This is a genomic window from Actinomycetota bacterium, from assembly GCA_016700055.1.
Classification (GTDB): Bacteria; Actinomycetota; Acidimicrobiia; order Acidimicrobiales; family Ilumatobacteraceae; genus Kalu-18.
Genome location: CP064997.1, coordinates 740,315 through 753,597, shown reverse-complemented (window position 1 = coordinate 753,597; position 13,283 = coordinate 740,315). Strand labels below are relative to the sequence as shown.

Here is a 13,283-nt window from a genome sequence, read left to right as displayed (position 1 = left end):
TCAACCGGAGATGCCGTCGAGCACGGCCTGCATCTCGGCGATCTCGGCCCGCTGGCCGACGATCATCCCGCGCGCCATCGCCACCACCTCGTCGTTGGAGCCGTGTTCGACGGCGTGTTCGGCCATGTGGAGGCCGCCCTCGTGGTGGGCGATCATGAGCGTGGCGAAGATCCGCCCGGCTTCGACGCTGTCACCGCGCCCCGCCGCGGCCGCCAACTCGTCGAGCTCGTCGTCGCTCGCGATGCCAGGCATCTGCTCGATCGGGGTCGGCTCGCCCATCCAGGCCATCGCCGTTCCCGTGTCGTTCGCCTCGATCTCACCCATCTCCCGCAGCAACTGCACCATGCGGCCCGCCTCGAGCTGTTGGGACATCACGATCTCCATCGAGAGCAGGTCGAGGCGGGGGTGCGGCTCAACGACTTCGGTGCGGTAGAAGAACGCCATCGCCACTGCTTGGTCGTGGTGGTAGCGCATGTCCTGCAGGAAGCCGACGTCGACGTCGTTGCCTCTGGTGCTGGCGGCGCGATCGCCGACGAAGTAGCCGATGCCGAACCCGAGGATCAGCCCGGCGAGGGCCACGGCGGCGACGTTCCACGGGTTCTGCCACCAGGGCAGCAGCGCCACCTCGGCGTCTTCGTCGTCGTCGTGGCCCACGGACGGCGTTGCGATGGCGACGTGGGGGATTTCGCTCACGATCCCTAAGCGTGCCACGGCAAGGCGCGTTCGGCACCCTCGCGTTCCGGCAATGGCACCTGTCGCTCGCGCCGGTCTCATCGGCAACGAGACCTCGGTGGGCTGCTATGTTGCCGAGCGATTGGCGGGCGGGGGCCCGCTCGGGGAGGGCGTCGCGAGTTGTCACTGCTCGAAGTGAACGAAGTGACGGTGCGCTTCGGCGGCATCGTGGCGCTCGACGGGCTGACCTTTTCGATCGACGAGGGTCAGATCTGCGGACTGATCGGGCCGAACGGAGCGGGCAAGACGACGATGTTCAACGTCGTCAGCCGCATCTACCAGCCGACGTCGGGCACGGTCCGCTTCAACGGCCACGACCTGCTCGCCGTCCCCGCCCACGGCATCGCGAAGCTCGGCGTGGCCCGGAGCTTCCAGAACCTCGCCCTGTTCCCGACGATGACCTTGCTCGAGAACGTGATGGTCGGCGCCCACAGCCAAGGCCGGGTGGGGTTCGCCAGGGCCATCACCCGCATCGGCGCCGGTCGTGAGAACCGCCAGATCCGCCAGTTCTCCGGCGAGCTGCTCGCCGAGCTCGGGCTCGGGAAGTTCGCGCACCACCCGGCCGCCGGGCTGCCGTTCGGCACGCTGAAACGCCTCGAGATCGCGAGGGCACTCGCCGCACGCCCGCGCTTCTTGCTGCTCGACGAACCGGCGTCGGGTCTGACCCACGGCGAGGTCGACGAGCTCGGCGACACGATCGTCGCCGTCCGCGACCAGTTCGACCTCACCGTGTTGCTCGTCGAGCACCACATGTCGATGGTGATGCAGGTGTCGGACAAGGTCGTGGCGATGGACTTCGGTCGCAAGATCGCGGAGGGCCTCCCGGAAGCCGTCCGCGAGAACCCCGCGGTGGTCGAGGCGTACCTCGGGGTCACCTCGTGAACGCGCTGCTCCAGGTGGAAGGCCTCCACGCCGGTTACGGCCCGGTCGAGGTGCTGCACGGGCTCGACCTGCGCGTCGACGAGGGCGAGGTGGTGGTCATCCTCGGGGCCAACGGTGCCGGCAAGACCACGACGATGCGCGCCATCTCCGGCACCATCGCCCGCCGGGGCCTCATCTCCTTCGGTGGCCACGACATCACGAAGGCGACCCCCGTGGCGATCGTGCGCCACGGCCTTGCCCAGGTGCCCCAGGGAAGGGGCACGTTCCCCGACCTCACCGTCGAGGACAACATGCTCGCCGGGGCATACGTGCGCCGCGACGGCGAGGTGAACGCCGACATGGGGCGCTGGTACCAGGTGTTCCCCCGACTCGCCGAGCGCCGTTCCCAGAAGGCGGGCAGTCTCTCGGGAGGCGAGCAGCAGATGCTCGCCATCGCCCGCGCGTTGATGTGCCGGCCGAAGCTGCTGCTGCTCGACGAGCCGAGCCTCGGGTTGGCGCCGATCATCACCCAGGAGCTGTTCGACGTCATCCACCGGCTGAACGCGGAAGAAGGGGCATCGGTGCTGCTCGTGGAACAGAACGCGAACCTGGCGGTGCGGATCGCCCACCGGGTGTACCTGCTCGAGACCGGAAGGATCGTCGCCGCCGGGACGGCCGAGGAGATCTCGAGCGACGACAGCATCCGCAAGGCCTACCTGGGGTACTGACCACATGGAACGCTTCTTCCAGTACCTGTTCGACGGGCTGTCGGTGGGTTCCATCTACGCCCTGCTCGCCCTGGGGCTCGTCGTCGTCTTCCGGGGCACGGGAGCGCTGAACTTCGCGCAGGGCGAGATGGCGATGTTCTCCGCGTTCGTCGTCTGGCAGTTCCACGACTGGGGGATCCCGCTCTGGATCGCGACGATCCTCGGGATGGTGTTCGGGTTCGCCTCCGGCGCGCTGACCGAGGTGTTGCTCATCCGCCCCGTGGGCAAGAAGTCACCCATCGCCGTGTTCGTGGTGTCGATCGCGCTGTTCCTCGGCATCAACTCGTTGGCATCGATGATCTGGGGGGCGCTGCCCGCCGAAGGCATGCCGAACCTGTTCCCGAGCGAGCCGGACGACTTCGTGCGCATCTTCGGCGCCGTGTGGCGCTACAAGTCGATCGGCGTGCTCGTCGTGGCACTGCTGCTCTGCGGCGCGCTGTTCGCGCTGTTCGGCAAGACCAGGTTCGGCCTCGCGATGCGCGCCGTCGCCAGCAACCCCGAGTCGTCACGGCTCGTCGGCATCAGCACCGGCATGGTGCTGATGGCGTCGTGGGGGATCGCCGGGGGGATGGGGGCCCTGTCGGGAACGCTCGTCGCCGGGAACAACGGCGAGGTCACCTCCGGGCTGATGTTCACGGTGTTCATCTACGCCTCGGCCGCAGCCACCCTGGGTGGCCTCGACAGCCCCGGGGGAGCGGTCATCGCCGGGCTCTCCATCGGTGTCGTCGAGAACATGGCCGCCGGCTACTTCCCGATCTGGATCGGACAGGAGATGAAGCTCGCCGTGGCGCTCGTGATCATCTTCGTGGTGCTGCTCGTGAGACCCTCTGGTCTCTTCGGCTCCCAACGGATCGAACGGGTCTAGGGGGCGCGCCGTGATCAAGCTCCGTGAAAATGGTGCCGGCCATTGGGTGCTGCGCATCGCCGCCGTCGTCTTGCTGCTGGCCGTGGTGTGGTGGATTCCGCACAACAGCGAGACCGCCCGGGTCAGCCAGCTGGCCGACGCGTTCGCGCTGATCATCGCCGCGATGTCGTTGAACCTCGTGTTCGGGTACACAGGCCTGATCTCGATCGGCCATTCGGCCTTCTTCGGCATCGGCGGCTACACGACGGCAATCCTCGTGAAGGACCACGGCTGGAGTCCCGGCTGGACCTTCTACGCCGCGGCTGTGATCGCGTTCGTCGTCGGGTGCATCGTCGCCCTGCCGGCGCTGCGCATCAAGGGCATCTACCTCGCGCTCGTCACGCTCGCCGTGGCGGTGCTGTTCCCCCAGCTGATGAAGTGGAAGAAGCTCGCCTGGCTCACCGAGGGTGCCCGGGGCATCGACAGCATCCGCTACGAGGAGATACCCACCTGGCCGATCATCGGTGAGTTGAAAGGGCGTGAGGGCCGCGCCGAGTTCGCCTACTGGCTCGCGTTCGTCGTGCTCGTGATCTGCTACTTCGTCTGCCGCGGCATCGTGAAGAGCCGTGTCGGGCGCTCGCTCATCGCCATCCGTGACAACGAGACCGCGGCGGCGGTGATGGGCGTCAACCTGGCCGCCACGAAGACGCTGGTGTTCGGGGTCTCGGCGGCGATGACCGCGCTGGCGGGCTCGCTGGCCACGCTGCGCACCGGGGTGATCACCCCCGACGACCGTTACGTGACGCTCATCGGCTCGATCATCTTCTTCCTGGTCATGGTCATCGGCGGCGCCGGGTCGCTCTGGGGGCCGGTGCTCGGTGGCCTGCTCTACATCTGGCTGGACGAGGTCACCCGCAGCGCCGGGGCCAGTGGCGAGGGCGTGATCGGCTCGACGATCGACTTCTTCTTCGGTTGGGCCGACCAGTCGCCCGCGATGTTCATCCTGGCCGTCGGCCTGATTGCTCTGATGTTCGTCGCGCCCTATGGTCTCCTAGGATTGCTGAAGCGGTTGAGTCGTCGCTTCGTCGTCGTCGTACCGACCCCGGTCGGGGCGCCGCCGTCGGTGCTCGCGGCGCAACCGCCGCCAGTACAAGTAAGCCAACTGTCCACCAAGGACTCTCAGGGGGAGATCGAATGACTTCACGACGCACCCGTTTGTTGGTGCTCACCGCCGTCGGTGCGCTGACGCTGGCCGCCTGCGGCGGCGACGACAGCGCGGACTCCACCGACGCGCCGAGCACCGACGCGCCGACCACTGACGCGCCGACCACTGACGCGCCGACCACTGACGCGCCGACCACCGACGCGCCGACCACCGACGCGCCGACCACCGACGCGCCGACCACCGACGCGCCGACCACCGATGCACCCGCGGAAGGGTGGGCGGTGAACACCGACGACTGCGTCGACCCCGACGCGGCCAACGAGCCGATCGAGGGCACGGTGAAGATCGGCTCGGCGATGCCGCTCTCCGGTGGCGCGGCGGCAGCCGCGTTCGCACCGGTGGCCTCCGGGTTCGAGGCCTACATCGACTACGCGAACGAGAACGGCCTGCTCGAGGGCTACACCATCGAGATCGACATCCAGGACGACCAGTACAGCAAGGACCTCACCCCGGGCGTGGTCGAGTCGCTGCTCGACAGCGGGGTGCACATGTTCTCGGGCATCATCGGCTCGCCGAACAACGCCGCCGTGCGTGACCTGCTGAACGAGGAGTGCTATCCCCAGCTGATGGCGCTCACCGGGTCTCCCCAGTGGGGCGAGGTGGCTGACTACCCGTGGACCACGGGCGCTCTGATCCCCTACCCGACCGAGGTGCAGGGCTACCTGGCCCAGCTCGCGACGGAGTTCCCCGACGGCGGGACGATGGGCCTCTTCACCGTGAACAACGAGTTCGGCCAGTTCTACGTCGACGCCCTGAAGGAGCACGCAGGTGACTTCGGGTGGGAGATCGTCGACGAGCAGACGATCGAGGCCGCTGAGACCGCACCGCCGACGGCGCAGGTGAACAGCATCGCCTCGAAGGCTCCCGATGTGGTCATGGCTGTCCCGCTCGGCGCCCAGTGCGCGACGTTCCTGTCGGAGGTCCAGAACGCGAAGGCCGCGAACGCGGGCTGGAACCCGCCGGTGTACCTCACCAGCACGTGCGCCAGCCAGCTCATCCTGCAGCTCGCCGGCCCGGCCGCCACCGGCCTCATCACGTCGGCCTCGGCAGGCATCAACGACATCGACAACCCCGAGGTCGTCGCCTCCAACCCCGACTACCAGGCGTATGCCGACTACATGACCTCCACCGGCCGGGCCGAGATGGTCACCACCGGCGCCGCCGGGTGGACGGTGGCCGAGGTCACGGTGGAGATCCTGCGCCAGGCAGCGGCTTCCGAGGCCGGCCTGACCAGGGCGTCGATCATCAACGCGGCCCGCAACTTCACGTACGAGCCCACGCTCGTGCGGGACGGAGTGGTGTACTCGATGAACGGCGAGGAAGACCCCTTCATCGTCGAGGCGATCCAGGTGGTCCAGTTCGACGCCACGAGCAGCACCTTCACCGACATCGGCGAGCTGGTGCTCGACTTCGAGAGCTCCTGAACCGACGGCAACACATCACGCCTGCGGGCCCGCCCCCTCCATCGGGGGCGGGCCCGCTCGCGTGTAAGGGCGGGTTCAGCTACCGAGCTCGACGCACTCGGAGATGAGGGCGAACAGCTCGTCGCGGGGGTCCGGGACGGAGGCGTCCGATCCCCCTGTCGGGTCGAAGCCGGCGACGGCATCACGCACGCACTGCTCGTCGAACACCGTGCCCGCCGCTTCGAGCTCGGCCACGTAGCTGTCGGCCAGATCGTCGCTGTCGATGCACCCGAACAGCTCGATGCTGAGGGCGTCGGCTGCTTCGCTGACCTCGGCGGTCGGGTCGGCAGCGAGGAGGGCAGCGTCGGCGTCGGACAGCTTCGCGGCGACTTGCTCGACGCACGCCCGGTCGACGTCGAACGACTGCATCTCGGCGCTGGACATCATCTCGTCGACCACGGCCTGCTGGTCGGCGCTCAGTTCTGCACCTCCGCCGCCAGAGGTGTCGTTGCTGGCATCGCCGCCAGCTCCGTCGTCGCCGCCGCAGCCGGCGAGGACGCCGAGTGAGATCGCGGCCACGGCCAAGCGGCGCGCAGTGGTGCTGTGCATGTCGGGGGGTCCCTTCTCGTACCGCCGGATCCGGGTCCGGCGGGAAGATCTTCCCAGGTTCAGCCGCCGACGACGTTGCCGTCGACGACGGTGAGCTCGTTGTCGCCGGTGATCTCGATCGTGAACTCCCACGTGTCGCCCTCGTTGTCGACCGCGGTGCAGGAGTACTGCGTGCCCGTGTCGGTGCTGTCGGGCTGGTCGCACACGGCGTCGCTGAACGTGAAACCGGTCGATTCGGCCACCTCGTCACTTTCCAGGAACTTCTCGCCTTCCTCCTTGAAGTCCTTGCTACTCGCCGAGCAGGCGGTGAGCAGTGCGAGTGCCGTTGTTGACGAGACGAGAAGCAGTCGACGCATGACGCCAACCGTAGTGCCAGGTGCTCAGCGCGCGGAGGACTGCTCGCTCGTCGCGGTGCCACGGCTGCGGCGTACGGCCTCGACGGTGAGCAGCAAGAGCGCGGTCCAGATGAGGGCGAAGCCGACGATCCGTGTGGTCGTCATCTCCTCGTGGTACACGAGCCAGCCGAGGCCGAAGTTGATCGTCGGCACGACGTACTGCATCGGCCCGAGCACGGTGAGCGGTACCCGCTTGGCCGCGTGAGCGAACAACAGGAGAGGCACCGTGGTGACGACGCCGGTCAACCCGACCAGCACGAGCTGGCCCGGTCCGGCGGTGGCCGGCACGCTCTGCGCCCCGGGGGCGGCCAGCGCGACGATCAGTGCCGCGGGAAGGGCGAGCACCATCGTCTCGGCGGCGAGTCCTTCGAGGGCGTCGAGGCGGACCTGCTTCTTCAAGAGGCCGTAGACACTCCAGGTGGCGGCGAGGGTGAGGGCGATCCAGGGCACCTTCCCGTAGCCGAACGCGAGGATGGCGATCGCTGCGGCGGCGAGGCCGATCACGAGCCGGTGCACGAGGCGCAGCCGCTCGCGCAGCACGAAGGCCCCGATCAGCATCGTGCCGAGTGGCGCCATGAAGTACCCGAGCGCGGTCTCGATGACGTTCTCGTTGACCACCGCCCACACGTACGACGTCCAGTTGGCGGTGAGCAGCAGCGCGGCGAGCACCACCCGGGCGAGCAGGCGGCGGTCCGACAGGGCCGTGACCAAGGGACGCAGCCTGCCGAAGACGGCGAGCGTGCCGAGCAGGAGCGCCGTCGACAGGACCACGCGGTAGCCGATCAGCTCCACCGGAGCGAAGTCGCGCAGTCCCTTCCAGTAGATGGTGAGGAACCCCCAGACGACGTACGCAGTGATGCCGGCGACGACACCGCTGCGCAGTTCGAGCTGCGCGGCAGACATGCCCGGTGGTGCTGTGGTGGGGGAGCTGGACGGCACGGCGGTGCTGCTCGTCGACGCGTCCATCCGGCCACGCTACGGCGCCACGCCGGCGTCGCCGCAGCCGGTTCCGCGGCCGGTCTTACACTGGCCCGATGAGCGATGCCCGTGAGCGCTGGCAGCAGGCGTTCGATGCGTCCCCGCTGCGCGAGGCCGACTTCTCGACGATGTCCGGTGTCCCCTTGGCGCCGGTGTACGGGCCGCCCGACGGCTCGGGTGAGTGGCCGGGGGTAGACCCTTACACCCGCGGGCCGTACGCGTCGATGTACCGCTCGAAGTTGTGGACGATGCGGATGTTCGCCGGGTTCGGCACGGCGGACGACACGAACTGGCGCTTCAAGGAGATCATCCGGGCCGGCGGCGACGGGCTCTCCACCGCGTTCGACATGCCGACGCTGCTCGGCCTCGACAGCGACGACGAGATGGCGTTGGGCGAGGTCGGCCGGTGCGGCGTCGCCATCGACTCCCTTGCCGACATGGAAGACCTCTTCGCCGGCATCGACGTCGGCGAGATCACCACGTCGATGACGATCAACTCACCGGCGGCGGCGATCTTCGCGATGTTCGTCGCGCAGGCCGAGTTGGCCGGCGTGCCCAGGTCCCGGCTCGGCGGCACCCTCCAGAACGACATCTTGAAGGAGTACCAGGCGCAGAAGGAGTTCGTCTTCCCGCCCCGCCAGTCGATGCGCCTCGTCCGCGACACGATCTCGTTCACCGCGGCCGAGATGCCGCGGTGGCACTCGATCTCGATCTCGGGCTACCACATCCGCGAGGCCGGTTCGACCGCGGCCGAAGAGCTCGCGTTCACCTTGGCCAACGGCTTCGCGTACGTCGAGTTGGCGCTCGCCGCGGGGCTCGACGTCGACGCGTTCGCGCCGCGGCTCAGCTTCTTCTTCAACGCGCACATCGACTTCTTCGAAGAGATCGCCAAGTACCGCGCCGCCCGGCGCATCTGGGCGCGTTGGATGCGTGATCGATACGGGGCGCAGGCGGAGCGCTCTCGGCAGCTGCGGTTCCACACCCAGACCGCCGGGGTTTCCCTGACCGCCCAGCAGCCCGAGGTGAACATCGTGCGCACCGCGATCGAGGCGCTCGCCGGCGTGCTCGGCGGGACGCAGTCGTTGCACACGAACTCGATGGACGAGGCGCTTGCGCTGCCCACCGAGCGAGCGGCCCGGATCGCCCTGCGCACCCAGCAGGTGATCGCCTACGAGACGAACGTCGCCCACGTGGCCGACCCGCTCGGGGGCTCGTGGTTCGTGGAAGAGCTCACCGACGAGCTGGAGCGTCAGGCGGAGGAGGTGTTCGCCCACCTCGACGCGCTCGGCGGGGGGTCGTTGCTCGAAGGCTGCATCCGCGGCATCGAGGAGAACTGGTTCCAGGGCAAGATCGCGGACTCCGCTTACGAGCTCGAGCGCAAGCTGAACGACGGCCGGCGGATCGTCGTCGGCGTCAACCGGTTCACCGACGGCAACGACGACTCCACCGGGCTCGATCTGCTGCGGATCACGAACGAAGACGAGGCCCGCCAGGTGAAGCGGCTCGCCGCAGTGCGGGCCGACCGCGACGGCGGGGCCGTCGACGCCGCCCTCGCCCGCCTCGCCGCCGAGGCCCGCGACCCCGAACTGAACCTGATGCCGGCGCTGATCGACGCCTCCCGCGCCTACGCCACCTTGGGCGAGATGATGTCCACTCTCGCCGGCGTGTTCGGCCGCCACACCGAGACCCCCACCATCTGACCCCGTCCCCGCCATGGGGGGTCAGGGTAGGTTCGGCGGCGATGGACGAACTGCCGCAGTGGAAGGCGCTGGTCGAGCTGCGCCGCCCCGCCCACCTTCGAGAGCTGTTCGCCGGCGACCCCGGCCGGGCCGAACGGATGACCTTCGTGGCCGCCGACCTACGCGTCGACATGTCGAAGAACCTGGTCGACGCGCAGATCTTCGACTCCCTCGTCGAGCTCGCGCGCGCGTCGGGCGTGGAGGGCCGCCGGGCGGCGATGTTCGGCGGTGAGCGGATCAACGTCACCGAAGACCGGGCGGTGCTCCACACGGCCCTGCGCGCCCCGGAAGGAGCCGAGGTCTTCGTCGACGGCACCGATGTCGTGCCCGCGGTGCACGCCGTGCTCGGGCGGATGGCGGACTTCTCGCGCCGGGTGCGTGACGGCCGTTGGCTGGGTTCGACCGGCAGGCGCATCAGGAACGTGGTCAACATCGGTATCGGCGGCAGCGATCTCGGCCCGGCGATGGCGTACGAGGCGCTGCGCTCCTACGTGCAGCCCGCGCTCCACTGCCGGTTCGTGTCCAACGTCGACGGGGCCGACATCGCCGCCGCGCTGGTCGACCTCGAACCTGCGGAGACGCTGGTCGTCGTCGCGTCGAAGACGTTCACCACCCTCGAGACGATCGTCAACGCCCGCACCGCGCGCGACTGGCTCGTCGGTGCCCTCGGCGAGGCTGCCGTCGCGCAACACTTCGTCGCCGTCAGCACGAACGCGACCGAGGTCGCCAGGTTCGGGATCGACACCCGGCAGATGTTCGAGTTCTGGGACTGGGTTGGCGGGCGGTACTCGCTCGACTCGGCGATCGGGCTGGCGCTCATGATCGCCATCGGGCCCGAGCAGTTCACCGACATGCTCGCCGGGATGCGGGCGATCGACGACCACTTCTGTAGCGCCCCGCTCGAGCGCAACGTGCCTGTGCTGATGGCGATGCTCGGGATCTGGTACACGAACGTGCTCGGCGCCGAGACGAAGGCGGTGCTGCCCTACGCCCACGAGCTGCGGCGGTTCCCCGCGTATCTGCAACAGCTCGACATGGAGTCCAACGGCAAGTCCGTGCGCCTCGACGGGACCGCCGTGCGTGCGGACACGGCCGCGGTGGTGTGGGGGGAACCGGGCACCAACGGCCAGCATGCGTTCTTCCAGCTGCTGCACCAGGGCACTCGTCTCGTACCCGTCGATTTCGTCGGCTTCGCCCGCGCCAACCACCCGCATCTGCACCAGCAAGACCTGCTCGTCGCGAACCTGCTCGCCCAGGGCGAGGCGCTTGCCTTCGGGCGGACCGCGGCCGAGGTCGCGGCCGACGGCGTGCCGGCCGAGCAGGTGGCTCACCGCACCTTTCCCGGCAATCGGCCGTCGACGACCATCCTCGCGCCGCAGCTGACCCCCGCGGTGCTCGGCCAACTGGTCGCGCTCTACGAGCACGTCGTGTTCGTGCAGGGCTGCGTCTGGGGTGTCAACAGCTTCGACCAGTGGGGAGTGGAGCTGGGCAAGGCCCTCGCCAACCGGATCACGCCCGAGCTGACCGGCGATGCCGATCCCGCACACGACCCGTCGACTAACGCGATGATCCGCTGGTACCGCGCGCAGCGCGACGGGTGATGCGCTAGACGCCGACGAGCTCGGTGGTACCGGCGTCGACGCGGAACGTCCGCCAGGTGGTGACCGCCGAGTCCGCGCGCAGGGCGTCCTCGACGATGCGGTACTCGGCCGTCCAGGACTCCGGGGTGACGGTGTGGATCAGGTAGCCGCGGTGCGTCAGCTCGACGTCGACGACGGTCGGGAACTCGGCCAGCAGTGGGGTGAGCGAGGCGTCGACGATGCCGAGCGAGGAGATGGAGGTGGCGGTCAGCTCCACCCCCAGGCGCTGCGCGTCGCCCGGGGTCGCCGTCACGTAGCTGGCCCCGGCGAGATGGATGTCGCCGGTCAGCACGACCAGGTTCTGTACGCCGCGGTCGCGCACGAGAGAGAGCAGCTCCTCGCGAGCCGGGGAGTAGCCGTCCCACTGGTCGAAGTTCAGGATCGCCCCGTTGGGCAGCGAGAGGTCGGTCATCACCACCTGCTGCGCGATGACGTTCCACGTCGCGTCGGCTCGGCCGAGGCGTTGGTCCACCCACGCCTGCTGCTCCCCGCCGAGCATCGTGCGCTCCGGGTCGTGGGCCTCTGCGCAGGCAGGCTCGGTGCTGAGGGTGACGTCGCCGCACGCCTGGTCGCTGCGGAACTGGCGACCGTCGAGCACGAGCACGTCGGCGAGCGTCCCCCATGACACCTGGCGGTGGATCAGGAGCGCACCGGTGGTCGGCGCCGGGAGGCGCACCGGCATGTGTTCCCACCAGGCCTGGTACGCCGCGGCGCGGCGCGCCGGGAAGCCGGCGGCATCGGCTGGGTCCTGCGGGACCAGGCCGGCGTAGTTGTTCTCCACCTCGTGGTCGTCCCACGTGACCACCCAGGGACACGCGGCATGGGCAGCGCGGAGGTTGGCGTCGCTGCGGTAGTGCGCGTAGCGGTTGCGGTAGGCGACGAGGTCGGTCGGCTCGGGGCCCTCATGGCTCCTGACGACGGCTCCGCCCACCGGTCGGGCCGCTCCTTCGTAGATGTAGTCGCCGAGGAAGACGACGAGGTCCGGCTGCTGCTCGACGAGGTCGCGGTACGCGGCGTAGAACCCCGTCTCCCAGTGCTGGCAGGAAGCGGACGCGATCCGCAGCGGCGTCGCGGCATCGGGCGCCGCGCTGGAGGTGCGCCCGGTTGCGCTCGTCCAACCTCCGGCGTGGAACCGGTACCAGGCCCTGCCGGTGAGCGGGGCCTCGACGTGGACGCTGTAGCCGTAGCGGGCCTCCGCCGCGGCGGTGCCACTGGCCGTCACCTCGGTGAACGCCTCGTCCCCAGCCAGCTCCCAGCCGACCTCGATCTCCTCGGCAGCAGGTGCCGCGTCCCGCTGCGCATCGAGCACGAGACGAGTCCACAGGATCACGCTGGTCGCGTCGGGATCACCGCTCGCCACTCCGAGCACGAACGGGTCGGCGGCCAGATCGAGCGCTGGAGTGGTGGGCGCGACCGAGGTGACGGTGGAAGGCTCGGACGCAGTTGCCGGCTCGGTGGCCGCGGTGACGTTCGACGGCTCGGTGTCGTCCGAGGTCGGTGCCGCGCCCTCGTCGTCGCTGGAGCAGGCGGCGACCACCGCGAGGGCCGACAGGGCGAAGAAACGTCGCCGGGAGATGGGCTCTCGCCCACCGGTTTCACCGTCGCCCACTGCACCGCCCATCGCCGCCAGTCTTCCCCACACGAAGGCGGTGGGGAAGACTGGGCACGTGAGTGAGCGCGTGCTCGTCGCGAAGGTCGGTCTCGACGGGCACGATCGCGGCGTGAAGGTGGTCGCCCGCATCCTGCGCGACGCCGGGTTCGAGGTGATCTACACCGGGTTGTTCCAGACGCCGGCGAAGGTGGCCGCCGCCGCGGTCGACGAAGACGTCGACGCGATCGGCCTGTCGATGCTCTCCGGTGCCCACCTGACGCTGGCTCCGCTCGTCGTGGCCGAGGTGCGCTCGCTCGGCGTCGACATCCCCATCGTGGTCGGAGGGATCATCCCCACCCACGACGTCGCCGAGCTGCTCGCCGGCGGGGTCAGCGCGGTGCTCACCCCCGGTGCCTCGGCCGACGACGTCGTCGCCGTCATGCGCCAGGTGCTCGACGCCGCGGCGGAGATCGACCGCGGGACCGCGGGCTAGCGTCGC

General features: G+C 69.2%; 13 protein-coding genes. 8 read left to right on the top strand and 5 right to left on the bottom strand.

Annotation, left to right across the window (positions count from 1 at the left end):
• Positions 1-693: a DUF305 domain-containing protein gene (locus IPM43_03655; protein QQS25486.1), complete on the bottom strand. Its 693-nt coding sequence runs from the start codon at positions 691-693 to the stop codon at positions 1-3.
• A 159-nt stretch (positions 694-852) separates the two neighbouring features.
• Between IPM43_03655 and IPM43_03650 the strand changes: the two genes are divergently transcribed.
• Genes IPM43_03650 through IPM43_03630 form a run of 5 tightly spaced genes read left to right on the top strand, consistent with a single transcriptional unit; the run spans position 853 to position 5,853 of the window.
• A complete protein-coding gene (locus IPM43_03650) occupies positions 853-1,614 on the top strand; it encodes an ABC transporter ATP-binding protein (GenBank protein QQS25485.1) in 762 nt (253 codons plus the stop codon).
• Positions 1,611-2,321: an ABC transporter ATP-binding protein gene (locus IPM43_03645; GenBank protein QQS25484.1), complete on the top strand. Its 711-nt coding sequence runs from the start codon at positions 1,611-1,613 to the stop codon at positions 2,319-2,321. Before IPM43_03650 ends, IPM43_03645 begins: the two co-directional genes overlap by 4 nt.
• 4 nt (positions 2,322-2,325) lie before the next feature.
• Positions 2,326-3,225: a branched-chain amino acid ABC transporter permease gene (locus tag IPM43_03640; protein ID QQS25483.1), complete on the top strand. Its 900-nt coding sequence runs from the start codon at positions 2,326-2,328 to the stop codon at positions 3,223-3,225.
• Between the two features lie 10 nt (positions 3,226-3,235).
• Positions 3,236-4,402, top strand: coding sequence for a branched-chain amino acid ABC transporter permease (locus tag IPM43_03635; protein QQS25482.1), 1,167 nt, complete (start codon positions 3,236-3,238; stop codon positions 4,400-4,402).
• Entirely contained in the window at positions 4,399-5,853 is a 1,455-nt protein-coding gene (locus tag IPM43_03630) for an ABC transporter substrate-binding protein (protein ID QQS25481.1), read from the top strand. The genes IPM43_03635 and IPM43_03630 overlap by 4 nt, the downstream gene beginning before the upstream one ends.
• A 75-nt stretch (positions 5,854-5,928) precedes the next feature.
• On the opposite strand, the gene IPM43_03625 is transcribed toward IPM43_03630, so the two are convergent.
• The 3 genes from IPM43_03625 to rarD are packed head-to-tail and all read right to left on the bottom strand — an operon-like array spanning position 5,929 to position 7,802.
• Entirely contained in the window at positions 5,929-6,441 is a 513-nt protein-coding gene (locus IPM43_03625) for a hypothetical protein (protein QQS25480.1), read from the bottom strand.
• A gap of 59 nt (positions 6,442-6,500) precedes the next feature.
• Positions 6,501-6,797, bottom strand: coding sequence for a hypothetical protein (locus IPM43_03620; GenBank protein QQS25479.1), 297 nt, complete (start codon positions 6,795-6,797; stop codon positions 6,501-6,503).
• A 24-nt stretch (positions 6,798-6,821) separates the two neighbouring features.
• Positions 6,822-7,802, bottom strand: coding sequence for an EamA family transporter RarD (gene rarD, locus IPM43_03615; protein ID QQS25478.1), 981 nt, complete (start codon positions 7,800-7,802; stop codon positions 6,822-6,824).
• Between the two features lie 68 nt (positions 7,803-7,870).
• Between rarD and IPM43_03610 the strand changes: the two genes are divergently transcribed.
• Together IPM43_03610 and pgi are read left to right on the top strand one after the other, a co-directional pair.
• Complete coding sequence (locus IPM43_03610; protein QQS25477.1) at positions 7,871-9,514, top strand: methylmalonyl-CoA mutase; 1,644 nt, start codon at positions 7,871-7,873, stop codon at positions 9,512-9,514.
• A 41-nt stretch (positions 9,515-9,555) separates the two neighbouring features.
• Positions 9,556-11,154, top strand: a complete 1,599-nt coding sequence (gene pgi / locus IPM43_03605) for a glucose-6-phosphate isomerase (protein QQS25476.1) — start codon at positions 9,556-9,558, stop codon at positions 11,152-11,154.
• 4 nt (positions 11,155-11,158) lie between these two features.
• Here the strand turns inward: pgi and IPM43_03600 are convergent, their stop codons facing one another.
• Positions 11,159-12,814 (bottom strand): alkaline phosphatase D family protein, encoded by a 1,656-nt coding sequence (locus IPM43_03600; protein QQS25475.1) that lies wholly within the window; start codon positions 12,812-12,814, stop codon positions 11,159-11,161.
• Between IPM43_03600 and IPM43_03595 the strand changes: the two genes are divergently transcribed.
• Positions 12,768-13,277 (top strand): cobalamin B12-binding domain-containing protein, encoded by a 510-nt coding sequence (locus tag IPM43_03595; GenBank protein ID QQS25474.1) that lies wholly within the window; start codon positions 12,768-12,770, stop codon positions 13,275-13,277. The two genes, IPM43_03600 and IPM43_03595, sit on opposite strands and share 47 nt — an antisense overlap.
• Positions 13,278-13,283: the final 6 nt, after the last annotated feature.

What these genes read in the sequence shown, in the direction of transcription:
- IPM43_03640 (QQS25483.1), top strand. Translation starts at nt 2,326, where the DNA reads ATGGAACGCTTCTTCCAGTACCTGTTCGACGGGCTGTCGGTGGGTTCC.
- IPM43_03630 (QQS25481.1), top strand. Translation starts at nt 4,399, where the DNA reads ATGACTTCACGACGCACCCGTTTGTTGGTGCTCACCGCCGTCGGTGCG.
- IPM43_03625 (QQS25480.1), bottom strand. Translation starts at nt 6,441, where the DNA reads ATGCACAGCACCACTGCGCGCCGCTTGGCCGTGGCCGCGATCTCACTC.
- IPM43_03620 (QQS25479.1), bottom strand. Translation starts at nt 6,797, where the DNA reads ATGCGTCGACTGCTTCTCGTCTCGTCAACAACGGCACTCGCACTGCTC.
- rarD (QQS25478.1), bottom strand. Translation starts at nt 7,802, where the DNA reads ATGGACGCGTCGACGAGCAGCACCGCCGTGCCGTCCAGCTCCCCCACC.
- IPM43_03610 (QQS25477.1), top strand. Translation starts at nt 7,871, where the DNA reads ATGAGCGATGCCCGTGAGCGCTGGCAGCAGGCGTTCGATGCGTCCCCG.
- pgi (QQS25476.1), top strand. Translation starts at nt 9,556, where the DNA reads ATGGACGAACTGCCGCAGTGGAAGGCGCTGGTCGAGCTGCGCCGCCCC.
- IPM43_03595 (QQS25474.1), top strand. Translation starts at nt 12,768, where the DNA reads ATGGGCTCTCGCCCACCGGTTTCACCGTCGCCCACTGCACCGCCCATC.
- IPM43_03600 (QQS25475.1), bottom strand. Translation starts at nt 12,814, where the DNA reads ATGGGCGGTGCAGTGGGCGACGGTGAAACCGGTGGGCGAGAGCCCATC.